Raw genomic sequence first — 21,464 nt, 5'->3', positions numbered from 1 at the left:
TACCCGCGCAGGACCCACCAGGCACTCGGCCAGGGTGAGCGGGTGAGGCAACAGCTCTCGTCGATCGGTCGCGACCCAAAATTGGAGACGGTTCTCTTTCCTGCTCATCTAGCGCGCTCGCCGTCTTCCCATACGACGATTGACAAGGTGGTTCAACTGGCCGCATGGAGTCAGCGGGAAAGAGAACCATCCCCAATGAAGGCTCGACCAGTACGTTCGCGAGTGGTTCGGTCAGTCTTGCAGCACCACGTCACCGGTGCCCGTGCGGGCGGTGACTCGGATGAACGGCTCGCCCTCGGCCGGCTCGCCCCTGGACGCGATGCGGCTGACCACCTCGCCGAACGAGCTGTGCAGGTCTTGCCACACCGGAATGTCGCGCGGCACCGTGATGCGAATGTCGCCCGCGCCGGTCTTGACGTCGACGCTGCCGCCCGCGGCCTCGACGGTCACGTCACCGGCCCCGGTGCGCACTTGCGTCTGACCCGGGCAGCCCAGCAGCGACACGTCGCCGCCGCCGGTCTGCACCTCAACGTCACCGCCTGCCCGCAGCACGCCGACGTCACCGCCGCCGGTCTCGATGCGGCCCGAGCCCAGGTCGTCGATGCGCACGTCGCCGCCCGCCGTCTTCACCGAACCCTCGCCCAGCCGTCGCACGCGAATGTCGCCGCCGCCGGTGCGCAGTTCGCCGTGATCGAGACTGCCGACGGTGATGTCACCACCCTGGGTGACCACCTGGCCGCCGGTCGCAGCCTCCAGCGTGATGTCGCCGCCGCCGGTCTGCAACTGTGCGCGACCCGAGCGGCCGGAACTGGAGATGTCGCCGCCCTCGGCGTGCACCTCGACGTCGGCGTCGGGGGAGAGGTGCACCTCGACGTTCACCCGGTTCACGTTGCCGATGCCCCACGAGAGGCGCCCGACCTGAAACGCGAACCCGAAGCCGTTGTCGCCGGCGTCGAGCGTGGGCGGCACGGTAACGAACACGTCACGGCCCTCGGTGCGGGTCTCGAAGGCTTGCGGGTCGAACGACGACAGTGAGCTGAGCCGCACGAGAACTTCGCCGGGCCCGGCGTCGTGAAACAGCCGGACGGCGCCGCGATGGCTGCGCAGGTGCAGGGACGGAGCCTCGTCGGTGGCGAAGCGCCACTCGTGCGTGGTGGGGGAGGTGGTGTTCATGATGGTCTCCTCTCAGGCCCAGCCGGTGAGCCGGCGGCCGGTGGTACGGGTTTGGCGGGGTTGGTCAGGTTCGGTGGCGCGGCGCACGGCCTGCACGATCCAGGTGTTGAGTGACTGCTGCGCCTGGCCGGCCAGGGTCTCGGCGCGGCGCTTGAGGCCGTCAGGCAGGCGCACGGTGACCCGGGCGGTTCCGTCGTCGCTCTCGTCCAGCACGAGGGTTGGCTCGGGCGGCGCCACCGGTTCGGCGGGCTGGGTCTCGGTGACCAGAAAGTCGGGCTGCTGGCCGTCCATCTGAACGGCGATCACGGTGCCCCCGAGCCGGGCCGACAGTTCGGCCGCGGTGTCGGCGAGCAGTTCGGTCATGGCGAGTCGCAGGCCCGGTTCGAGAGCGACGGCGACTCGCCGGCTGGTCTCGCGGGTCGACTCGTCGGCCAACGCGGTGACCCGATCGAGGTCGGCGGCGATGCGCGAGAGGTAGGGCTGTAGATCCATGACGCCAGTCTGACATCAGAATGACGTCAAATCAATGTCATCATGCCGCCACGGTGCGGTGGACTGCCCGTCGCTGCCGGCCATGCCTCTCGGACGAGGCGTGAACGGCAGCGCGACGCCCGTTTCGGCGGCACCGTAGGATGCCGTCCATGAGCGCCCCAGACCCCGAGCTGGCCCGGCTGCGCGGCAGCATCGACAACCTCGACTCGGCGTTGGTGTGCCTGCTGGCCGAACGGTTCAAGATCACCCAGCGGGTGGGGGAGTTGAAAGCAGAACTCGGTCTTCCCCCCGCCGATCCGCAGCGTGAGGCGCAGCAGATCGAGCGGCTCCGGCGGCTGGCCGATGAGGCGAACCTCGACCCGGAGTTCGCCGAGAAGTTCCTCACGTTCATCGTCTCTGAGGTGGTTCGGCACCACGAGCGCATCGCCCGGAGCGCCGGCTGACCGGGTCGCACGCCGGGCCGCAGGCGATTCGCCCGGCCACCCCGGCAGACTGGCCGGCCATCGACGCCGTCGAACAAGCGGCCGACGCGCTGTTCGAGGGCGTGATCGCACTTCCACCGGGCGAACCGGGGCACACCGATCGCGACCTGCCCGGCTTCGTGCTGGTGGCCACCGAGGGCGATCAGCCGATCGGCTTCGCGCACGTGCTCGACTTCGACGGACGGTTTCACCTCGAACAGCTCAGCGTGCACCCGCGGTGGCAGCGCCAAGGGTTGGGCCGACGCTTGCTCGTGGCGGCCGAGCGGGCGATCGTCGAGCGCGGCGGGTCGGTGGTCACGCTGCGCACCTTCGCCGACGTGCCGTGGAACGCGCCGTTCTATCGACTGCACGGCTATACGACCGCAGACCTGCCGATCGCGCTGATGCCGCTGATCGAGGCCGAGCAGCGCATCGGTCTGTTGGCCGCCGGCCGGCGGGTCACGCTGGCCAAGCAACTGGCGGACGACGTGCCGCCGCGGCCCGCGGTGAGCGTGCTGCCGCTGCGCGACGGTTCGGACGGTCTCGAGGTGTTCGTTCAGTACCGGGCCGCCACGATGGACTTCGCCGCCGGTGCCGTGGTGTTTCCCGGCGGCCGGGTGGACGCCGGCGACCGGCCGATCGCCGTGCCCGACGATCATCTCGACGCGTGGGCGGCGACGCAGTTGCCGGCGGCGGGGGTGTTGGCCGCCGCCGCGATCCGTGAGGTGGCCGAGGAATGCGGCGTGGCCATGAGCCCGGGCGACATGGTGCCCTGGGACGACTGGGTCACCCCGCCGGGTGGACGCCGCCGCTTCGACGTCGCCTTCTACCTCAGCGCGGCACGGCCCGGGCAGCGCTGGCGCAACACCACCAGCGAGGCGATCGATGCGGGCTGGAGGCGTCCGGCCGACCTGCTGCAGGACGCGGCCGAGGGCACCGTCCGACTGATGCCGCCCACTCGTGCGCTGCTGGTCGAGCTGGCGAGTCTGCCGGACGTCGCCGCGGCATTGGCCGCCAAGCCGGCCATCGTTCCGGTGCTGAACGACGCCGACAAGGTGCGGCCGCGGGCGAGTCGCTGATCGGCGATGGGACGGGTCTCGACAATCTCGACCAACGAGCACGTCGCCACGGCACAGGCTGGGCTGGCATCTCACGCAGGTTGGGAGATCCCGGGTCAAGCCCGGGATGACGTGGGGCGAGGAAGGGGCGTCCCCACTCCGACCGATCGCACCCAGCTACTCGCGAGAGATCCCCGGCCAAGACCCACCCTCCTTGTGCGCCGCCACGGACGCCTCTGCCAGTTCCAGCACCCGAGCGCGCAGGTACGCCGGCGCCAGCAGTCGCACCTGGCCGCCGTATGCCAGCACGATCGACACCGCCGCCCGCCACGCCCGAAACGTGCACTGCAGCACCGGCCAGCCCTCGTGGTTGCCCTGTCGTGTCACGTCCGTACCCACCGCCAGTTGAAACCGCGCGTGCGTGGTGAACACGTCAACGATCGCGGGGTCGAGGGCGACATTGATCGTGCACGTCTCTGAGAAGTGCTCCAGCGCCGCACGCTGTTCCTCCCACGCCTCGGCGAGGTCGAACCCCTCAGGTATCTGCGCCGCCTCGTCGAGCACCTCGGCCGCCACGATGCGCGACACCCGGTAGGTACGCCGCTCGCCGTCGCGGGCCGCCAACAGGTACCAGCGTCCGGCGTTCTCGACCAGCCCGTACGGATCGACCACGCGCACGGACGGCGCCCGAGCGTCGCTCAACCCGCCACTGGCTGCGGCGTAGGTGAGCGATACCCGGCGCCGTCTGGTGGCGGCGTCGCGCAGCACCGGCAGCATCGGCACCTCGTCGGCAGCAGCGAACCAGCGCCGCTTGTCGACCACCACGACGGACGCCAGCGCCTCCGCCTGTTCAAGGGCTGGCGCCGGCACAGTGGCCGACAGCTTGGTCAGGGCCGAACTGAGTTCGCCACTGAGCCCCAGCTCGGCGGCACCCGAACCGGACGTCCACGCGAACAGCGCCTGCGCCTCGGCGGGGGAGAGCCCGCTCACCTCGGTGCGGTAGCCGGGCAGCAGCGAACAGCCACCGCCTCGGCCGCGATCGGTGTAGACCGGCACTCCGGCCGCCGAGAGCGACTCCATGTCGCGCAGGATGGTGCGCTCCGACACCTCGAGCAGTTCGGCCAGCCGGCGCGCGGGCAGCCGTCCGTGCCGGCGCAACAGAGCCATGATCTGCAGCAGTCGGTCGGCTCGCATAGTTCGAGTCTTTCAAACAAACCTGACAAGAGATGTCATGTTAGGTCGCCAGAGTAGACCCATGACCAACACACAGAACCCGCCCGACGCCCGTCCGCTCTTCGTCAGCGCCCTCGACCAGCTCAGTCTGCTGATGAACGACGTGACCCCGGCCGACCTCGACCGCCCGACGCCCTGCGAGGGCTGGGCCGTCCGTGACCTGCTCGCGCACCTGGTGGGCGTCGAGAACCGCATCGTGCACATCGCGGGCGGCGGTACCCCGGCCGAGATGCCCGCCCACGTCTCGGGAATCGCCGACGACGGCTGGGCCGCGGCCTGGAACGACCGCCTCGAACCGCTGGGCACCGTGGTGGCCGACACCGATCCCGCACGCATGGTCGTGCACCCGGCCGGCACAATGCCGTGGGCGATCGCGATCGGCATCTACGCCAGCGAACTCGTCACCCACACGTGGGATCTGGCCAGGGCGCTCGGTGTGGACGACACCCTGAACCAGCAGTTGGCCGCCGGGGTGCTGCCGCAGATGCAGCGCGCGCTGCCGCCCGAGCCGCGCGGCGCAGAGATCGGCGTGCCCTTCGGCCCAGTGGTCGCAGTCGGTGCGGACGCCACCCCCTACGAAGCCCTCGTCGGCTGGCTGGGGCGCAACCCGGAGTGGACATGCGCCTGACGCCCCTCACACGACAAGGCCCTCCCTAATCAGTTCTGCCCTGTCGTCGACGGCTGGGCAGGACTGATTGGGGAGGGCTTTGTCGGCATGGGTGATGCCGGCGCGGGTGGCAACCCGGCAACGTCAGGCGATCACGTCACCGGCGGTGGTGTTGGCCGGAATGCCGGTGACCACCGAGCCGGGCGGCACGTCTTTGACCACCAGGGCGTTGGCGCCGACCTTCGACCCGTCGCCGATGGTGATCGGGCCGATGATCTTGGCGCCCGCCCCCAGCAGCACCCCGTTGCCGATGGTGGGGTGTCGTTTGAACCGGCCGCGGGAGCGTCCGCCCAGGGTGACCTGGTGGTACATCAGCACGTCGTCGCCGATCTCGGCCGTCTCGCCGATCACCACGCCGTTGCCGTGATCGATGAAGAACCGCCGGCCGATCACGGCGCCGGGGTGAATCTCCACCTGCGTCAACGTGCGGGCGAGCTGCGAGATCAACCGCGCCAACGGCTTCAACGCAGGGCTGGTGGTCCAGAGCTTGTGGCACAGGCGATGCAGCCACACCGCGTGCACGCCCGGGTATGCCACGGCCACCATCAGCTTGCTGTGGGCGGCCGGATCTTCGCGCATGGCCGTCTCAAGGTCTTCGTTCATTCGGTTCCAGGCCGACCGGGCCAGGGCGCTCAGGGTCACCGGGCCATCAAAGCAGAAGCAGGCGTTCAGGTGCATCGCTGAGCCTGGACGTTCACTGCAGGCCTGCTGCACCTTCGCCGACGATCGCGTCACCCGACTTCCGCCAGCCGGACGACCGCCCCGAGGCTGACTGCAGGCGATGGTTGACCGCCAGGATCGAGGAGGGATCGTAACGACGAAACCGCAACGGATGGCGTTGGCCGTGGCCGGTCTGATGCTGACCGCGACGGGCCTCGCGCCGGCGCAACCGGCCCACGCCGCGACCACGGAGCCCGACGAGGGCGATCGCGCGGTCGCCTGCCAATGGGCCTGGAAGGACCGCTCTGGCCAGACCGCCAAACTGCTGCCCGGTAGGTCTGTTCGGTCGGGGCCGTACCGAAAGTGCGCCGACCGTGATGAGGACTACGGCCAACGGATGCGTACCGTGCACCTGGACTGCTTCGTGCGCAACAAGTACCAGCACACCTGGTGGCACGTGCGCCTCTTGGACGGCACCCAGGGCTGGGTGTGGGCCGGCAACCTGCTCGACACCCACCACATCAACACCGAAGGGCGCCAGTGCAAGCTGCCCTGAGCCTGTGTCAGGGCTGAAACGCAGCAGCGGGGGGGTTCGACCGGAACCCTCCCGCTGCCGCGTTGACCTTCAGTCCATCAGATCCGAGTACAGAATCGTCGACAGGTACCGCTCGCCGAACGAGGGGATGATCACCACGATCACCTTGCCGGCGTTCTCTTCGCGGGCCGCCAACTCACCCGCGGACGCGAGCGCTGCACCCGAGCTGATGCCGACCAGCAGGCCCTCTTGAGCGGCGGCCAGTCGCGCGTACTCAACCGCGGTCTCGGCGTTCTGCGGCAGGATCTCGTCGATGATCGAACGATCGAGGATCTCGGGAATGAAGTTCGCCCCGATGCCCTGAATCTTGTGCGGGCCGGGCTGGCCGCCCTCGAGGATCGGGGACTCCTTGGGCTCGACGGCGATCATCTTGACGCTCGGCTTGCGCTCTTTGAGCACCTGGCCGACGCCGCTGATGGTGCCGCCGGTGCCGATGCCGGCCACCACGTAGTCGACGGTGCCGTCGGTGTCGTTCCAGATCTCTTCGGCGGTGGTCTTGCGGTGAATGTCGACGTTGGCCTGGTTGGCGAACTGACGCACCAGCACGGCGCCCTCTTCGGCGCCGATCGCCTCGGCGCGCGCCACGGCGCCACGCATGCCCTCGGGGCCGGGGGTCAGCACCAGCTCGGCGCCGAACGCGCGCAGCAGGGCCCGCCGTTCCTTGCTCATGGTCTCGGGCATCGTCAGCACCACCCGGTACCCGCGGGCCGCGCCCACCATCGCCAGCGCGATGCCGGTGTTGCCCGACGTGGCTTCGACGATGGTGCCGCCCGGCTTGAGCTGCCCCGACGCCTCGGCGGCGTCGATCATGGCCACGCCGATACGGTCCTTCACCGAGCTGGCGGGGTTGTAGAACTCAAGCTTGCCCAGCACGGTTGCCTTGGTGTCGCCGAAGATGCGGTTGAGGCGAACGAGCGGAGTGCGTCCGACCAGTGCGGTGACGTCGTCATAGATCTGCATACAGCTACCTAACTACTCATCGGGTGGGGATAATCCATGTTCCGTAAACTCGGTAGGTAATGATAGTACCAATCGTCTCTCCCTAGACTGACGTCCCATGAGCCACGAGCACGAGTTGGTACTCGTCGTCGACTTCGGCGCCCAGTACGCCCAGCTGATCGCGCGGCGCGTCCGCGAGGCGCGCATCTACTCCGAGATCGTGCCGCACACCGCCTCGGTCGACGAGATTCTGGCGCGCAAACCCACGGCCATCGTGTTGTCGGGCGGCCCTCAGTCGGTCTATGCCCCCGGTGCCCCGCAGGTCGATCCGGCCCTGTTCACCACCGGCATTCCCACCTTCGGCATGTGTTACGGCTTTCAGGCCATGGCGGCTGCGCTCGGCGGCGAGGTGCGCCGCACCGGGCTGTCGGAGTTCGGCCGCACCCCGGTGCACGTGGGCGAGGGCGGCGAACTGCTCGGCGACCTGCCGCCCAATTTCAGCGCCTGGATGAGCCACGGCGACTCCGTGTACGCGCCGCCGCCCGGGTTCTTGTGCCTGGCGACCTCGGACGGCTCGCCGGTCGCGGCCTTCGAAGACCTCACCCGCGGCCTCGCCGGAGTGCAGTGGCACCCCGAGGTCGGTCATTCGGAGTTCGGCCAGGTCGTGCTCGAGACGTTTCTGGTCACGATCGCCGGCTGCAGCCAGGACTGGACGCCGGCCAGCATCGTCGACGACTCCGTCGAGGCCATCAGGGCCCAGGTGGGCGACGCTCAGGTGCTGTGCGCGCTGTCGGGCGGCGTCGATTCGGCGGTCGCGGCCGCGCTGGTGCAGAAGGCCGTCGGCGACCAGTTGACGTGCGTCTTCGTCGATCACGGGCTGCTGCGCCAGGGCGAGGCCGAACGGGTCGAACGCGACTTCGTCGCCGTCACGGGCGTCGACCTGGTGGTGCGTGACGAGGCCGACCGGTTCCTGGGCGCGCTGGCCGGCGTGAGCGACCCCGAGACCAAGCGCAAGATCATCGGGCGCGAGTTCATTCGCACCTTCGAAGACGCCGCCCGCGTGCTGAACGCCACCAAAGACATCGAGTATCTGGTGCAGGGCACCCTCTACCCCGACGTGGTCGAGTCGGGCGGCGGCGAGGGCGCGGCCAACATCAAGAGCCACCACAACGTGGGCGGCCTGCCCGACGACCTGCAGTTCAAGCTGATCGAGCCGCTGCGCACCCTGTTCAAGGACGAGGTGCGCGCGGTGGGCACCGAACTCGGCCTGCCGTCCGACATGGTGTGGCGGCACCCGTTCCCGGGCCCCGGCCTTGCCATTCGCATCATCGGTGAGGTCACCAAAGATCGGCTCGACCTGCTGCGCCAGGTGGACGCCATCGCCCGCTTCGAGCTGACCGCCGCCGGTCTCGACCGCGCGATCTGGCAATTTCCGGTGGTGCTGCTGGCCGACGTCCGGTCGGTGGGCGTGCAGGGCGACGGCCGCACCTACGGCCACCCGGTGGTGCTGCGGCCGGTGACGTCCGAAGACGCCATGACCGCCGACTGGGGGCGGCTGCCGTACGAGGTGCTCGAAAGAATCTCGACCCGCATCACCAACGAGGTGCGCGAGGTGAACCGGGTGGTGCTCGACATCACGTCCAAGCCGCCGGGCACCATCGAGTGGGAGTGAGCGCCCAGCGTCGCGGCAGAGCGGATCGCCCGTTGCGCCTCGTCGTGTCGGTCGACTCGGCTAGGGTGCCGAACCTGGGCATTCACAGGGGGTGAGCGTGCACGAGCCGAAGCTGCGCGAACGGCTGCAGTACGCCTTCGACACGGTGATGTCACGCGGCACCGTGGCCATCATGGGGCTGTTGGCGCTCGGCACCCTGGTGTTCGTGTTCGTGATCGCCCTGATCGTGATGCTGCTGAAGGCGTTCCCCGAAGACGCCCAAGAGGGCGACTTCTGGGACATCGTGTGGGGCAACCTGATGCGCACCCTCGACCCGGGCACCATGGGCGCCGACGCCGGGTGGGGCTTTCGGCTGTTGATGCTGACCGTGACGATCGGCGGCCTGATCATCGTGGCGAGCCTGATCGGCATCGTGTCGGGCGGCTTCGACGACAAGATGGCCCAACTGCGCAAGGGCCGCAGCCGGGTGATCGAGAAGGATCACACGCTGATTCTGGGGTGGTCGCCACAGCTGTTTCTGCTCGTCGACGAGATCTGCCAGGCCAACGCCGACCAGGGCGGTCGAGGACGCGCGATCGTGGTGCTCGCCGATCGCGACAAGGTCGAGATGGAGGACGCCCTGCGCGAGAAGGTGACCGGCCGGGGCCGCACGCGCATCATCTGTCGCACCGGTGACCCGACCTCGCCGGCCGACATTCAGATCGCCAACCCGCTGGCCGCCCGCAGCGTGGTGGTGCTCAGCGGTGACAGCAACGATCCGGACGCGGCGGCGATCAAGACCGCCCTCGCCCTCACCCACGCCCTGCCCGAGGGCTCGGGGGTGCCGCTCGTCGCGGCCCTTCACGATTCGGCGAACCTCGACGCCGCGCAGCTGGTTGGTCGTGGCGAATCACGATGGCTGCCTGCCACCATGCTGATTCGCCGGCTGACGGCGCAGACGTGCCGCCAGCGCGGCCTGTCGAGCGTGTATGCCGAACTGCTTGACTTCGCCGGCGACGAGATCTACTTCACCGAGCAGCCGGCCCTGACCGGGTCGACCTACGCCGACGCGTTGATGCGGTTCGCCGACGCCTCGGTGTTCGGCATCGTGCGCGGCACGGTGATCATGCTGAACCCGGCCGCCGACACCGTGGTGGCCCAAGGCGACCAGCTGGTGGTGCTGGCGTCCGACAACTCCGAGATCAGGCTGGGCGAGCCGGGCCCGGTGACCGCCGGGGCGATCTCGCGCGTGCAGGCGCCGCCGCCGGCCGCCGAGCACACCCTGATCATCGGTCACAACGCGGGCATCGGCGAGGTGATCGACGAGCTCAGCCGCTATCTGCCCGCCGGGTCTGAGATCTGCGTCCTGGCCGACGACGAACGGGTGCGCAGCCTCATCGAGCCCGAGGGCGTCAGCCTGCGGGTGGTGGTGGGCGACACCACGAGCAAGACGCTGCTGTGGTCGCTCGAGATCGCTCAGTACGACCACATCGTGGTGCTGGCCGACATCGAACACCCCGACCCGCAGATCGCGGACGCCCGCACGCTGGTCACCCTGCTGCACCTGCGCGACATCGCCAGCCGGGCCCAGCTGCAGCTCAACATCGTCAGCGAGATGCTGGACGACCGCAACCGCGAGCTGGCCGAGGTCACCCGGGCCGACGACTTCATCGTCAGCGATCGGCTGATCGGGCTGATGCTGGCGCAGGTGAGCGAGAACCCGCGGCTGGTCGAGGTGTTCGACCAGTTGTTTCGCAGCGAGGGCGACGAGATCTACCTGCGGCCGGCCGAGCTGTACCTGGTGCCCGGCGCCGAGGCCACCTTCTACACCGTCGTGGCCGCGGCCGCGGCGCGGGGCGAAACGGCGATCGGCTACCGGCTCGCGGCGCAGTCGTGGTCGCGGCCGAACTCCTACGGCGTGCACCTCAACCCGAACAAGGCAGCAGCGGTGACCCTGGGCGCCGGTGACTCGGTCATCGTGCTGGCCCAGGACGAGCACTGATCAATCAGCGATTCACACCGGCAAGTGCCGACTCCACCAGCCCAGAATCGCTTCGAACCGTTGCCGGCGGTGCCAGGGCGTGCCCGAGCGCGACAGCTCGTGGTTCTCACCCGGAAACACCAACAGTTCGGCATCGACCCCCGCCTGCTTGAGCACCGTGTAGTACCGCAGGCCCTGCGACAAGGGGCAACGCAGGTCGAGTTCGCTGTGAATCACCAGCGTCGGCGTGGTCACCTGCCCCGCCAGCAACATGGGCGACTGCGCGTCCTGTTCGGCTTTGGTGCCGTTGTACTGCGCCGGAAAGAACCAGCCGATGTCGGACGCCCCCACGAACGACGCCGGGTCGAGGTAGCCACGCTCGACGATCGCCCCGGCCCAGCGGTGGTCGTGGGCGATGATCCACGCGGTCAGATAGCCGCCGTACGAGCCGCCCATGATGCCGACCCGGGCGCCGTCCAGACCGGGCACGGTGGTCACCGCATGGTCGAGAAAGGCCAGCACGTCGGCCGAGTCGAGGTTGCCAAAATCGCCCTGAATGGCCCGGCCGTGGTCGCGTCCGTAGCCGGCCGAGCCCCGCGGATTGCACATCACCACGGCGTAGCCGGCCTCGGCGTACACCTGCGCCTCGTCGAAGAACGCCGGGGTGTAGCCGGCGAACGGCCCGCCGTGAATCATCAGCAGCACCGGGTGGGGGCTGTCACCCTCGGGCAGCACCACCCAGCCGTGCACCGGGTAGCCGTCGGGTGCGGTGGCGGTCAGCTCGCGCGGCTCGCGCACGGTGGTGCTCGCGCGCAGCGCCGCCGAGAAGTCGGTCAGCCGGCGCACCGAGCCGTTCTCGACGACCCCGACCTCGTCGAGGCCGCCGGCGGTGTGAAAGGTGACCATTACCGGCGTGCCCGCAGATGCGCTGCCGGCACCGACCACGACCGCCCCGGCCGAACTGTCGAGCAGCACCTCGGTGCCGTCGGCGCCCACCCGCAGCAGTCGGCTGGCCCCGCGGTGCTCGGCCAGCGCCAGCACGCCGTCACCGGCGGCCACCAGGGGCGCCACCACCGACTCGTCGGGGTCGGTGCACAGTTCGGGGCCGTCGTGGCCGAGCCGGTAAACGCCGGCCTGCGCCGCCACGAACTCGAGCCCCGTCTCGCCCAGGTCGGTGCCCAGAAACCACGTCGTTTCGTCGGCGACCACCGGGTCGGCGGCATCGACGTTCGCGGTCGTCAGGCGTTCGTGGGGCGAGCCGTCCACCGGCACCCGCACCAGGTCGCCCACCAGCGATTCGGGGCCTTCGGTGCGTCCGTACGACACCAGCACCGCCGAGCCGTCGCCGGTGAAGCACGGGCTGCTCGCGTCGGCGTCGGCGTCGGTGAGCCGGCGCGGCTTCGCGAAGCCGTGGTTCTTCAGCGCCTCGGGGTCGGCGTCGCGCGCGGCCCGGCCCTTGGGGGTGATCGCCGGCTCACCGAACACGTCGGGCACCTCGACCACGAACAACTGCCGGCGGCGGTCGCGCACCCAGCCGACGCCGTTGAGCTGAAAGCCGAGCGTGGTGATGTGGCGCGGGTTCTCGTGCTGCGGATCCACACCCTCGACGGTGCCGTAGCGGCCGTCCTCGGGCTCGCGAGCGACGAAGGCGAGCTGCCGGCCGTCCGGTGAGAAGACGAAGTCGGCGACGCCCAGGGGCTGGTTGGTGACGCACAGCGCCTTGCCGCCCTCAGCGGGTATCAGGTGCACCTGCGGCTTGTCGCTCGCCCCGGCACGCAGAAAGCCCAGCAGCGAACCGTCCGGCGAGAACCGTGGGTGGGCGTCGGCCCTGCCTCGGGTGAGACGGCGAACCGGCGAGCCGTCCAGCGGCACCCTGAACAACTGGCCCACGTAGTCGTCGGCGTCGAAATCGGGCCGGCTGGACGCCACCACGCACCACTCGCCGTCGGGGTGCACCGCCGGGGCCGACAGGGTGGTGAGCAGCGGCAGTTGATCGGGTCGCATGGCGAGCAGCCTAATCGCGGTCGCACGGTTGCCCGGCTGCCCCTCGACCCATCAACCATCCTTCGGCTAGGTTCGGTGGCCACAGGCGAGCTCGAAGAGGAGAACAGTCATGGCGTCCGGACGCGTGTTGGTGGTGGGGTCACTCAATGCAGACCTGGTGGTACGCACCCCACGCATTCCGTCGCCGGGCGAAACCGTGACGGGCTCCGATCTGGTCATCGTGCCCGGCGGCAAGAGCTCGAACCAGGCAGCCGCGATCGGCAAGCTCGGCGGCGACGTCGCCCTGCTCGGCTGCGTCGGCGACGACGGCAACGGCACCATGCTGCTCGACAGCCTGCGCGAGTCCGGTGTGGACGTCAGCCACGTGCAGGTGCTGCAGGGGGTGGCCACCGGCTCGGCCATGATCGCCGTCGACGACAGCGGTGAGAACTGCATCATCGTGAGCCCGGGGGCCAACGGTCGGCTCTCGGCTGTCGACGTCGAGGCGGCCGACGAGTTCTTCGACACCGCCGGCGACTCCTCGATGCTCACGCTCTGCCTCGAAGTGTCGATCGACGCCGTCAAGGCTGCCGCGCGCGAGGCCCACGAACGGGGGGCCCGGGTGGTGCTGAACCTGTCGCCGTACGCCAAGGTGGGCGCCGACGTGCTCGACCTGGCCGACCTTCTGGTGGTGAACGCGCACGAGCTCGCCGACCTGACCGAACAGCCCGACTTCGAACCCCTGGGCGACTGGACGGCAGTGGTCGAGGCCACCCGCGCCGCACTGGGTGAGTCCGGCCCGCGCACCGTGGTGGTCACCCTCGGTGCCGACGGTGCCCGCACCATCGATCTCGACTCGGGCGAGGTCTCCGACCAGATTCCCTCGCCGAAGATCACGCCTGTCGACACCACGGGTGCCGGTGACGCGTTTCTGGCGTCGCTGGCGTATCGGCTGGCCTCCGGTGACGACCTGTCGACGGCCTGCGCGTTCGCCGTTCGGGTGGGGGCCTACGCGGCCACCGGCGAGGGCGCGCAGAAGTCGTACCCGACCGCCGACCAGCTCGAGAACTGGGCGCCCTGACTCAGGGCTGGTAGTCCAGCAGCCGGGCGAGCAGCACCGGGCCGAGCGGCTGGTCGGTGTCGAGCACCACCCGCACGTGGGCGCCCTCGACGTCTTTGGGGCCGGTGCGTTGCCCGCGCAGGTCGCAGATGGTCTGCCCACGGCCGGGGCCCTGGGTGTCGTCGACCACCACCGGCACATTGGGGGCGCGGGTGGCCGTGATCTGGCCCACCGCGATCGCCGCGGCCAGCGGGTCGTGCAGGGCGCACAGCTTGCGTCCGTACTCGGCCACGTAGAAGTCGAAGTACAGGTCGAGAATGTCGGCCAGGGCCCGGTTGAGTTCTGAGTCGGACGCCGCCAGCGCCAGCCGGTCGTCCTCTTCGAAGTAGTTCTCGAGCGTGACGTCCAAGGGCACGAGCACCACCTGCCACGGCGCCTGCATGACGATCTGGGCCGCCTCGGGGTCGTTCCAGATGTTGGCCTCACCCACCGCGCTCAGATTGCCGGGCACCAGGGCGGCCCCGCCCATGATGACCACCTCGTGCACCTTGCCGGCGATCGACGGATCCTGCTGCAGGGCCAGCGCCAGGTTGGTCAGCGGGCCGATCGCGATCACCACGAGCTCACCCTCGTGCTCGTGCGCCAGGCGCACCAGCATGTCGGCCGCCGACTCGTTCTCGGGCTGCTTCTCGGTGTGCGGCAGTTCGACGTTGCCCACGCCGTTTCGGCCGTGAATGTGCGGAACGCCGCCGGTGAACGGCCGGGCCAGCGGGTTCATGGCGCCGACCGCGACCGCCACGTCGTCACGGCCGCCCATGGCCAGCAGATCCAGCGTGTTCACCGCGGCCTGCGCGGCGTCGATGTTGCCGCTGACGGTGCCGATACCGGCCAGGCTGATCTCGGGCGAGGCCATCAGGTACACCAGAGCCAGGGCGTCGTCGATGCCGGTGTCGCAGTCGAAATAGACGGGGCGCGTAGCCATGCGAAGTTCCTCTCGGAGGGGTCAGCTGCCGACGACGCCGGCGATGGATGCGTTCAGCAGGTTGGCCAGGGTACCGCCGAGCAGCGCGAAGAGGCCGTTCTTGGCCACCTCACTACGCCGTTCGGGCACCAGGGCGCCCAGGGAGCCGATCATGATGGCGATCGAGCCGAAGTTGGCGAAGCCGGCCAGTGCGAAGCTGGCGATCAGCGAGCTCTTCGGGCTGAGTTGGTTGCCGGTGATCATCGGGCCGAGGTTGCTGTAGGCGACGAACTCGTTGAGCACCGTCTTCTGGCCGATCAGGTTGCCCACCGTGGCCGCCTCGCTCCACTGCACGCCGATCAGCCAGGCCACCGGGGCGAAGATCCAGCCGAAGATCTTGTCGAAGGTGATCTCGGGGTGGCCGAACCAGCCGCCGATGCCGCTGGCGATGCCGTTGGCCAGGCCGATCATCGAAATGAAGGCGATCAGCAGGCAGCCGACGATGACGGCCAGGTGGCCGCCCGACAGGGCGCCGCGGGCCAGGGCGTCGATCACGTTGGCTGACTCTTCGTCCTTGACGTCGCGCACCGAGCCATCGAGATCGCTCTCTTCGGTTTCGGGCCACAGGCCCTTGGCGATCACCAACGACGAGGGCGCGTTCATCACCGACGCGGCGATCAGGTAGGGCAGCGGGGCACCGAGCAGCGAGTAGCCCACCAGGGTCGAGCCGGCCACCGACGCGAAGCCGCCCACCATGCAGGTGAACAGCGCCGACTTGGTGAGCTTCTTCAGGTAGGGCTGAATCACCAGAGGTGCCTCGCTCATGCCCAGAAAGATCACCGTGGTGGCCCACACCGATTCGACCTTGCTGACGCCGACGAGCCACTTCATCGCGGTGCCGACGATCTCGATGAACCACTGGATCACCCGCAGGTAGTACAACAGCCCGATCAGCGCGCCGATGAAGATGATCACCGGCAGCACGCCGAGCGCGAACACGAAGCCGATCTGGTCGTTGTTGAATAGTCCGCCGAACACGAAGGTGGTGCCCTGGTTGGCGAAACCGACCAGCCAGGACACGCCGCCCGACAACGCCTGCAACGCCTGAAACCCGGGCTCCCACTTCAGAATCAGAAAGGCGGTGATCACCTGCAGGGCGAAGCCCGCACCCAAGATGCGCCAGTTGATACGGGTGCGGTACTTCGACACCGCGAAGACCAAGCCGAAAATCACAGCGATGCCCAAGACACCTTGCAACCGATCCATCGCAGCCTCCTTGCCGCCCGGGGGTACAGGCGACCCTAAGACCGTTCGACCCCGGCTGGCAAGGGGCAATGCGCTGCAACTGTGGTGCTGTCGGTCCCGAACGCGCACAGGCCCGGACGATGATCGTCCGGGCCTGTTGTTTGCGGCTGGGTCAGCGCAGGTCGTCGGGGTTCTGGGCGGGACGATCGGCGGGCGGCGGCGTGCTGCCACGGTTGCCGAAGACGTCCTTCACCTCGTCGATGCCGGTGCGGCTGCTGGAGTCGGTGGGCAGCACGGCCCAGAGCACCAGGTAGGCGATCCAACCCACCTGGGTGAACACGGCGATCACCACGGTGAGAATGCGCACCAGGCCGGAGTCGAGATTGAGGTAGCGGGCGAGGCCGCCGCAGACGCCGCCGAGGAATTTGTCGGTGGTCGATCGAGTGAGGCTGCGACCGTTCATGGGGTGTTTCCTTTCCTTGGGTTTCGAGACAACAACAGGCCGATGAGGCCGATCACGACCAGGCCCAACGGGGCCACGATCGAGACGAGTTTCCAGTCGACGGTGCCGAACGCCGTGCACAGCGCCAACGCGGCGACACCCAGGCAGACCAGGCTGACGTTGAGAGCGGCCACGTCGATGCGCCTCATGACGTCACCACGTTCAGGTCGCCCGCGCCCACCTGCACCACGACGGTCAGGGTGGGGCCGGCGGGGTTCGAGATTCGCTCGTAGGTGCCGCTGCCGTCGACACCCTCGCGACGTCCGTCGGGCCCGGTGTAGTCGCCGAGGCCGACCTTCCACTGCACCACCACGTTGCCGGTGGCCGGCAGTTTGACGGTGACGTCGCCGAGCCCGTTGTCGAACTCGATCTGCCTGCTTTCGGTGACGCTCAGTTGCCGCAGGTCGATGATGACGTCACCCCCACCGTGCGACTGCTTCGTGGCGGGCAGTTGGGCCATCGAGGTGTAGCTGTAGGTGTGGTCGCCCATCGGGCCGAACCCAGGGCCCGGCAGCAGCATGGTCACCGTCACGAGCCCGGCCAGCACCGACAGGGGCAGCAGCCCTCCGGGGCGGCCGGCGAAGGCGCCGATGAACAGACCGAGGCCGAGGGCGCCGAGCACCGTGCCGGCGTAGGCGATCGGGGGCACGGCCACGCCGAACGCCTCGCTCAGCACGGCGAGGGTGGCCAGTCCGAGCCCGTTCAGGCACAGCACCAGCGGCCACAGCCACCGCGCACGGGGGCGGCGACGGCCGGTGGGGGGCGTCCAATCGGGCACGGGCGGGGGAGCCGAGGGTGCTGCCGAATAGTCGGACGGGTTCGCAGGGCGATATTCGACCAGCCGGGGGACGTCCCAGGGTTCGGTCGGTGATCCGACGGGCAGTTGGTGCGGCACCGCGTCGGAGTGCCGCGGCCGCGTCGTCCGTAGGTCCTGCTCGGCGACCCGCTGCTGCCATTCGGCCGCAGCCCGCTCGAACGGGGTCATTGCCTCGACCGGACGAGTCGGCGGCTGGGTCGCAGCGGGCAATGCCGATTGGCCCGCATCGGCGGACGGCGGCTGGCCGGTGGTGTGCGGACGGCGGCGATAGAAGCCGAAGTACCAAAGAAAGGCCAGACCCACCGCGGGCGCGATGCCGAACGGCAGCCATGAGCCGATGGCGATGGTGATCAGCAGGCCGAGACCCACCACGGCGCCGATCGTGGCAGTGGGTGACCAGCCGCGGGTGAAGGGCGCGATGCGGTTGACCGGCACCTCGGTCGATCCGTCACGAGGCACCAGCAACACTGCTCCGACGTAGAAGGCGATGCCCAACCCGCCCATCAGTGCGAGCAGCACCATGGCGATGCGCACGATGGTGGGGTCGACCTGCCAGCGTCGAGCGAGGGACGCGCAGACGCCGCCCAGCATCGCGCCGGTGTTGGCGCGCCGCAGCGGCGTGAGTTCCATGCCAGCCACTCTGGTCGGCCAGCAGCGCGCGGCCAACGGGGAACACCCCTGAGCCGACCCCCAAAGCGCTGGTCGGCCACGTTCGCGCGTGTGAGGCTAGTGTCGTGAGCAGCCCGTCCACGCTTGTGCAGCCGGTTCCGCGTCGCGCGGATCGCCGGCTCGACACCGCGTGGCTGGGCGGGGTGTGCAGCGGCCTGGCCGCCCACCTCAACTGGCCGGTGCTGGTGCTGCGCCTGGGGTTCGTGCTGCTCAGCGCCAGCATGGGCATCGGCGTGCTGGTCTACCTGGTGTTGTGGCTGGCGATGCCGCTGGCGTCCGAGGCCCCGCAGGCACCGGGCATCGAGGCGGCGAGTCGCAGCGGCATGCGCACCGTGCAGGCCGGGTACCGGGTGCCGGCCGACCTGGGCCTGATCTCGGCGGTCGCGCTCCTGGGCGCTGGGCTGCTGTGGTTCGTGCAGGCTGCCGGTTGGGGGGCGCCCGCGGCGGCGCTGTGGCCCGCACTGGCCGGCACGTTCGGGCTGATGCTGATCTGGTGGCAGGCCGACCACATTCCCAACCGGTCGATGAAGGGACTCACCGGCTGGCGGCGTTGGTTCGCGCCGCTGCTGGCGCACTGGTCGCGCATCGTCCGCATTCTGCTGGGGCTGCTGGGGCTGGTCACGGCGGTGGTGCTCATCGTGGTCGCCCTTCCGCCGTTGCCCGAGGGCAGCCGCACGCTGATCGTGCTGGGCCTGGTCGTGGTGGCACTGTTGCTGGCCGCGGCGCCCTGGATCATTCGGGTGCGCCGCTCACTGGCCACCATTCGCGAAGACAAGATGCTCGCCGACGCGCGCGCCGACATGGCCGCCCACCTGCACGACTCGGTGCTGCAGACCCTTGCCCTGATTCAGCGGCAGGCGCAGAACCCGAAGGCGGTGGCCGCCCTGGCCAGGCGACAGGAGCGCGAACTGCGGTCGTGGCTGTACGGCGAAACCGCGGTCGACGCGCCCACGGTCAAGGCGGCGCTGGTGGCGTCCGCGGCCGAGGTCGAAGACGCTCACGGGGTCGACATCGACATCGTGGTGGTGGGCGATCGCGACCTGGACGGCGACGCCCGGCCATTGGTGCAGGCCGCCCGCGAGGCCATGGTGAACGCCGCCAAGCACGCCGGGGTGGCGAAGGTCGACGTCTACGCCGAGGTTGACGACGACGCCATAGAAGTGTTCGTGCGCGACCGCGGCGGCGGCTTCGTGCTCGACGACATACCGGCCGACCGCATGGGCGTACGCGGCTCGATCATCGAGCGATTGCGGCGCGCCGGAGGCAATGCGACCATTCGAAGCGCCCCCGAAACGGGCACCGAGGTACGACTGGAGATGAAGCGATGACCGAGCCGACCACAACACCGACCGCCGCTCACCGGGTGGTGATCGTCGACGACCACGCGATGTTTCGCAGCGGCGTCAAGCACGACATCGGCGCACGGGTGCAGATCGTCGGCGAGGGTGAAGACGTGCCCACCGCGGTGGCCGCGGTGCTCAAGGCGCAGCCCGACGTGGTGCTGCTCGACGTCCATCTGCCCGGCGGTGGCGGGGTCGAGGTGCTCAAGCAGGTGCATGCGACCCAGCCCGACACAAAGTTTCTTGCGCTGAGCGTTTCGGACGCCGCCGAAGACGTGATCGGCGTGATTCGCGCCGGGGCCAGGGGGTACGTCACCAAGTCGATCTCGGCCGACGAACTGGTGGACGCCATCGCCCGGGTGGCCGAGGGCGACGCGGTGTTCTCGCCGCGGCTGGCCGGCTTCGTGCTGGACGCCTTCTCGGGCTCGATCGACATCGCCGAGATCGACGAGGAACTCGACCGCCTCTCGCAGCGCGAGCGCGAGGTGATGCGGCTGATCGCCCGCGGGTACGCGTACAAAGAGATCGCCCGCGAGCTGTTCATCTCGATCAAGACCGTCGAGACCCACGTGAGCAGCGTGCTGCGCAAGCTGCAGCTGTCGAACCGGCATCAACTGACCCGGTGGGCCACCGATCGCCGGCTGGTGTAGCGGTCACGCGCAGGCGGTCGCCTTCGCCCTCAGCGTCGCCTTGTCGATGGGCCACTCGTCTCCGTTCCGGACCAACGTGTAGTTCAACGGCCAGATGCTGCACGTCTGTCCGTCGGGGCCGTCGGCAGCGTCCTGTTCGGTGCGAACAAAGGTACGAACGACGGCTCGTTCGTCGGTCAACTCCGAAACCTCGCGCACTTCGACCACCAGCCAGTACGTGGTGCTCAGGCCCGACGCCCAGTCGTCCATGTCCTTCAAACGGCTCTGCATCGACCCCGTGAACAGGTTCCAGGCGGCCTCGTAGCGACTCTCGTTGATCGCCTGGCCGTGTGTCCACAGCACGGTGCCTAGTTCTTCGGCGTACTCGTCGTCGGAACGCACCAGCAACTCAGCCAAGGGAGCGTCTGCTCTGCCCTCTTCTTCGCATTCGGCGAATGGGCGAGCGTCGGCGTCGCCGTAACGGTCGAGCAGCATTCTGAGCCGATTGGCGGGAATCGCGAAATGAAAGCCTTCGGCAGCTTCTTCGGTGTTCGGATCGAGAAAGGTCCCCGAGATCAATCCGACGACTTGACGACTGTTGTTGATCACCGGTCCGCCACTGTTGCCGTGGTTGATGGCGGCGTCCAGCGAGAGCACGCGTTTGATCATGTGCCCATTCAGTTCGGCGCTGTCTTCGACCGAACTCACGATGCCCGTGTTGACATGTTGGGCCGACTTGCCCAAGGGATAGCCAACCACGCCGACGGGTTGCGCGATGGTTGCGGCGGTGTCGGCCAGGGCCAGGTAAGGGCGTTCGACCGACTCGTCCAGTCGCAGTAGGGCGATGTCGTTGTCAGGTCGGTAGCCGACGACGGACACCGGACGTGGTTCGTCGTCGGGAAAGGTGATCGTCAAGGCGTGAGCACCTTCCACCACATGTGCTGCGGTGAGTATCAGTTGATCGCTGACCAGAAAGCCCGTTCCCGTCCAGCCGCGGTCGCAGGTGGTGGAGCGGATCTGACCGACGGACGCACTGGCCGCGCCAACGCCTGTGACATGTCTGTTGGTGTGTCGGTAGGACTCGCTGAGGAACTGGCCGACGCCCCGACGGTTACCACCTGCGGCGCAGGAGATGTCGACGGTGTGGGCGGCGCGCACGCAGTGACCAACACGGTGACCAGACCCGAAATCGAAGCACCGGTACGAATATGCATGGCGCTCTCCTCACCAGAGATTATGGGCCCCGCGTCAATAGCGGCAGCCAATTCGGCGAGGACGGCCGATATCGCCGTCTTGGCAGACCACAGGCAGGCCGTGAGCGGTGGGGAGGGAGGCGTCGCGGGCCCAG

Annotated in this window: 21 protein-coding genes; 9 read left to right on the top strand and 12 right to left on the bottom strand. The window is 69.0% G+C overall.

Features of this window, described 5'->3' with window-relative positions; genetic code table 11:
• Positions 1-231: 231 nt before the first annotated feature.
• Both MPLG2_RS10525 and MPLG2_RS10520 read right to left on the bottom strand, forming a co-directional pair.
• Positions 232-1,173 carry a DUF4097 family beta strand repeat-containing protein gene (locus MPLG2_RS10525; protein ID WP_105186085.1) on the bottom strand — a complete coding sequence of 314 codons (942 nt, stop codon included), beginning with the start codon at positions 1,171-1,173 and terminating at the stop codon, positions 232-234.
• 12 nt (positions 1,174-1,185) lie between these two features.
• A complete protein-coding gene (locus MPLG2_RS10520; protein ID WP_105186084.1) occupies positions 1,186-1,665 on the bottom strand; it encodes a toxin-antitoxin system HicB family antitoxin in 480 nt (159 codons plus the stop codon).
• A gap of 149 nt (positions 1,666-1,814) precedes the next feature.
• Here MPLG2_RS10520 and MPLG2_RS10515 point away from each other — a divergent pair, with 149 nt between their 5' ends.
• Both MPLG2_RS10515 and MPLG2_RS10510 read left to right on the top strand, forming a co-directional pair.
• Positions 1,815-2,108 (top strand): chorismate mutase, encoded by a 294-nt coding sequence (locus MPLG2_RS10515; protein ID WP_105186083.1) that lies wholly within the window; start codon positions 1,815-1,817, stop codon positions 2,106-2,108.
• Between the two features lie 101 nt (positions 2,109-2,209).
• Positions 2,210-3,205 carry a GNAT family N-acetyltransferase gene (locus tag MPLG2_RS10510; protein WP_197709909.1) on the top strand — a complete coding sequence of 332 codons (996 nt, stop codon included), beginning with the start codon at positions 2,210-2,212 and terminating at the stop codon, positions 3,203-3,205.
• Positions 3,206-3,361: 156 nt separating this feature from the next.
• Here MPLG2_RS10510 and MPLG2_RS10505 read toward each other — a convergent pair whose 3' ends face one another.
• Positions 3,362-4,378, bottom strand: coding sequence for a helix-turn-helix transcriptional regulator (locus MPLG2_RS10505; RefSeq protein ID WP_105186082.1), 1,017 nt, complete (start codon positions 4,376-4,378; stop codon positions 3,362-3,364).
• Positions 4,379-4,439: 61 nt separating this feature from the next.
• Between MPLG2_RS10505 and MPLG2_RS10500 the strand changes: the two genes are divergently transcribed.
• Entirely contained in the window at positions 4,440-5,045 is a 606-nt protein-coding gene (locus MPLG2_RS10500; RefSeq protein ID WP_158681050.1) for a TIGR03086 family metal-binding protein, read from the top strand.
• Positions 5,046-5,168: 123 nt separating this feature from the next.
• Here MPLG2_RS10500 and cysE read toward each other — a convergent pair whose 3' ends face one another.
• A complete protein-coding gene (gene cysE, locus MPLG2_RS10495) occupies positions 5,169-5,687 on the bottom strand; it encodes a serine O-acetyltransferase (RefSeq protein ID WP_173909659.1) in 519 nt (172 codons plus the stop codon).
• A gap of 229 nt (positions 5,688-5,916) precedes the next feature.
• Here cysE and MPLG2_RS10490 point away from each other — a divergent pair, with 229 nt between their 5' ends.
• Positions 5,917-6,300: a hypothetical protein gene (locus MPLG2_RS10490; protein WP_105186080.1), complete on the top strand. Its 384-nt coding sequence runs from the start codon at positions 5,917-5,919 to the stop codon at positions 6,298-6,300.
• Between the two features lie 69 nt (positions 6,301-6,369).
• Here MPLG2_RS10490 and cysK read toward each other — a convergent pair whose 3' ends face one another.
• Positions 6,370-7,299 (bottom strand): cysteine synthase A, encoded by a 930-nt coding sequence (gene cysK / locus MPLG2_RS10485; protein WP_105186079.1) that lies wholly within the window; start codon positions 7,297-7,299, stop codon positions 6,370-6,372.
• Positions 7,300-7,396: 97 nt separating this feature from the next.
• Between cysK and guaA the strand changes: the two genes are divergently transcribed.
• Both guaA and MPLG2_RS10475 read left to right on the top strand, forming a co-directional pair.
• Positions 7,397-8,950 carry a glutamine-hydrolyzing GMP synthase gene (gene guaA / locus MPLG2_RS10480; RefSeq protein ID WP_105186078.1) on the top strand — a complete coding sequence of 518 codons (1,554 nt, stop codon included), beginning with the start codon at positions 7,397-7,399 and terminating at the stop codon, positions 8,948-8,950.
• Between the two features lie 97 nt (positions 8,951-9,047).
• On the top strand, positions 9,048-10,931 hold the full coding sequence (locus tag MPLG2_RS10475) for a CASTOR/POLLUX-related putative ion channel (RefSeq protein WP_158681048.1): 1,884 nt from the start codon (positions 9,048-9,050) through the stop codon (positions 10,929-10,931).
• 12 nt (positions 10,932-10,943) lie between these two features.
• Here MPLG2_RS10475 and MPLG2_RS10470 read toward each other — a convergent pair whose 3' ends face one another.
• Positions 10,944-12,914 (bottom strand): S9 family peptidase, encoded by a 1,971-nt coding sequence (locus MPLG2_RS10470; RefSeq protein ID WP_105186076.1) that lies wholly within the window; start codon positions 12,912-12,914, stop codon positions 10,944-10,946.
• Between the two features lie 109 nt (positions 12,915-13,023).
• Between MPLG2_RS10470 and MPLG2_RS10465 the strand changes: the two genes are divergently transcribed.
• Complete coding sequence (locus tag MPLG2_RS10465; RefSeq protein WP_105186075.1) at positions 13,024-13,974, top strand: ribokinase; 951 nt, start codon at positions 13,024-13,026, stop codon at positions 13,972-13,974.
• A gap of 1 nt (position 13,975) precedes the next feature.
• Here MPLG2_RS10465 and MPLG2_RS10460 read toward each other — a convergent pair whose 3' ends face one another.
• The 5 genes from MPLG2_RS10460 to MPLG2_RS10440 all read right to left on the bottom strand — a co-directional run bounded on the left by MPLG2_RS10460 (position 13,976) and on the right by MPLG2_RS10440 (position 18,108).
• Positions 13,976-14,935 (bottom strand): nucleoside hydrolase, encoded by a 960-nt coding sequence (locus tag MPLG2_RS10460; protein ID WP_105186074.1) that lies wholly within the window; start codon positions 14,933-14,935, stop codon positions 13,976-13,978.
• A 21-nt stretch (positions 14,936-14,956) separates the two neighbouring features.
• A complete protein-coding gene (locus MPLG2_RS10455; RefSeq protein WP_105186073.1) occupies positions 14,957-16,180 on the bottom strand; it encodes a NupC/NupG family nucleoside CNT transporter in 1,224 nt (407 codons plus the stop codon).
• 151 nt (positions 16,181-16,331) lie between these two features.
• Complete coding sequence (locus MPLG2_RS10450) at positions 16,332-16,622, bottom strand: PspC domain-containing protein (protein WP_105186072.1); 291 nt, start codon at positions 16,620-16,622, stop codon at positions 16,332-16,334.
• Positions 16,619-16,810, bottom strand: a complete 192-nt coding sequence (locus MPLG2_RS10445) for a hypothetical protein (RefSeq protein ID WP_105186071.1) — start codon at positions 16,808-16,810, stop codon at positions 16,619-16,621. The genes MPLG2_RS10450 and MPLG2_RS10445 overlap by 4 nt, the downstream gene beginning before the upstream one ends.
• Positions 16,807-18,108 carry a PspC domain-containing protein gene (locus tag MPLG2_RS10440; protein ID WP_105186070.1) on the bottom strand — a complete coding sequence of 434 codons (1,302 nt, stop codon included), beginning with the start codon at positions 18,106-18,108 and terminating at the stop codon, positions 16,807-16,809. Before MPLG2_RS10440 ends, MPLG2_RS10445 begins: the two co-directional genes overlap by 4 nt.
• A gap of 104 nt (positions 18,109-18,212) precedes the next feature.
• Between MPLG2_RS10440 and MPLG2_RS10435 the strand changes: the two genes are divergently transcribed.
• Together MPLG2_RS10435 and MPLG2_RS10430 are read left to right on the top strand one after the other, a co-directional pair.
• Entirely contained in the window at positions 18,213-19,475 is a 1,263-nt protein-coding gene (locus tag MPLG2_RS10435) for an ATP-binding protein (protein ID WP_105186069.1), read from the top strand.
• Positions 19,472-20,137: a response regulator gene (locus tag MPLG2_RS10430; RefSeq protein WP_105186068.1), complete on the top strand. Its 666-nt coding sequence runs from the start codon at positions 19,472-19,474 to the stop codon at positions 20,135-20,137. The genes MPLG2_RS10435 and MPLG2_RS10430 overlap by 4 nt, the downstream gene beginning before the upstream one ends.
• Positions 20,138-20,140: 3 nt before the next feature.
• Here MPLG2_RS10430 and MPLG2_RS10425 read toward each other — a convergent pair whose 3' ends face one another.
• Positions 20,141-21,274, bottom strand: coding sequence for a S1C family serine protease (locus tag MPLG2_RS10425; protein ID WP_105186067.1), 1,134 nt, complete (start codon positions 21,272-21,274; stop codon positions 20,141-20,143).
• Positions 21,275-21,464 lie beyond the last annotated feature (190 nt).

Source organism: Micropruina glycogenica, assembly GCF_900289045.1.
GTDB lineage: Bacteria > Actinomycetota > Actinomycetes > Propionibacteriales > Propionibacteriaceae > Micropruina > Micropruina glycogenica.
The sequence above is the reverse complement of the archived record's forward strand: the minus strand, read 5'-3'. Positions and strand labels throughout refer to the sequence as shown.

What these genes read in the sequence shown, in the direction of transcription:
- cysK (WP_105186079.1), bottom strand. Translation starts at nt 7,299, where the DNA reads ATGCAGATCTATGACGACGTCACCGCACTGGTCGGACGCACTCCGCTC.
- MPLG2_RS10465 (WP_105186075.1), top strand. Translation starts at nt 13,024, where the DNA reads ATGGCGTCCGGACGCGTGTTGGTGGTGGGGTCACTCAATGCAGACCTG.
- MPLG2_RS10445 (WP_105186071.1), bottom strand. Translation starts at nt 16,810, where the DNA reads ATGAGGCGCATCGACGTGGCCGCTCTCAACGTCAGCCTGGTCTGCCTG.
- MPLG2_RS10450 (WP_105186072.1), bottom strand. Translation starts at nt 16,622, where the DNA reads ATGAACGGTCGCAGCCTCACTCGATCGACCACCGACAAATTCCTCGGC.
- cysE (WP_173909659.1), bottom strand. Translation starts at nt 5,687, where the DNA reads ATGAACGAAGACCTTGAGACGGCCATGCGCGAAGATCCGGCCGCCCAC.
- MPLG2_RS10520 (WP_105186084.1), bottom strand. Translation starts at nt 1,665, where the DNA reads ATGGATCTACAGCCCTACCTCTCGCGCATCGCCGCCGACCTCGATCGG.
- MPLG2_RS10525 (WP_105186085.1), bottom strand. Translation starts at nt 1,173, where the DNA reads ATGAACACCACCTCCCCCACCACGCACGAGTGGCGCTTCGCCACCGAC.
- MPLG2_RS10460 (WP_105186074.1), bottom strand. Translation starts at nt 14,935, where the DNA reads ATGGCTACGCGCCCCGTCTATTTCGACTGCGACACCGGCATCGACGAC.
- MPLG2_RS10430 (WP_105186068.1), top strand. Translation starts at nt 19,472, where the DNA reads ATGACCGAGCCGACCACAACACCGACCGCCGCTCACCGGGTGGTGATC.
- MPLG2_RS10500 (WP_158681050.1), top strand. Translation starts at nt 4,440, where the DNA reads ATGACCAACACACAGAACCCGCCCGACGCCCGTCCGCTCTTCGTCAGC.
- MPLG2_RS10515 (WP_105186083.1), top strand. Translation starts at nt 1,815, where the DNA reads ATGAGCGCCCCAGACCCCGAGCTGGCCCGGCTGCGCGGCAGCATCGAC.
- MPLG2_RS10455 (WP_105186073.1), bottom strand. Translation starts at nt 16,180, where the DNA reads ATGGATCGGTTGCAAGGTGTCTTGGGCATCGCTGTGATTTTCGGCTTG.
- MPLG2_RS10490 (WP_105186080.1), top strand. Translation starts at nt 5,917, where the DNA reads ATGGCGTTGGCCGTGGCCGGTCTGATGCTGACCGCGACGGGCCTCGCG.
- guaA (WP_105186078.1), top strand. Translation starts at nt 7,397, where the DNA reads ATGAGCCACGAGCACGAGTTGGTACTCGTCGTCGACTTCGGCGCCCAG.
- MPLG2_RS10505 (WP_105186082.1), bottom strand. Translation starts at nt 4,378, where the DNA reads ATGCGAGCCGACCGACTGCTGCAGATCATGGCTCTGTTGCGCCGGCAC.
- MPLG2_RS10440 (WP_105186070.1), bottom strand. Translation starts at nt 18,108, where the DNA reads ATGGAACTCACGCCGCTGCGGCGCGCCAACACCGGCGCGATGCTGGGC.
- MPLG2_RS10470 (WP_105186076.1), bottom strand. Translation starts at nt 12,914, where the DNA reads ATGCGACCCGATCAACTGCCGCTGCTCACCACCCTGTCGGCCCCGGCG.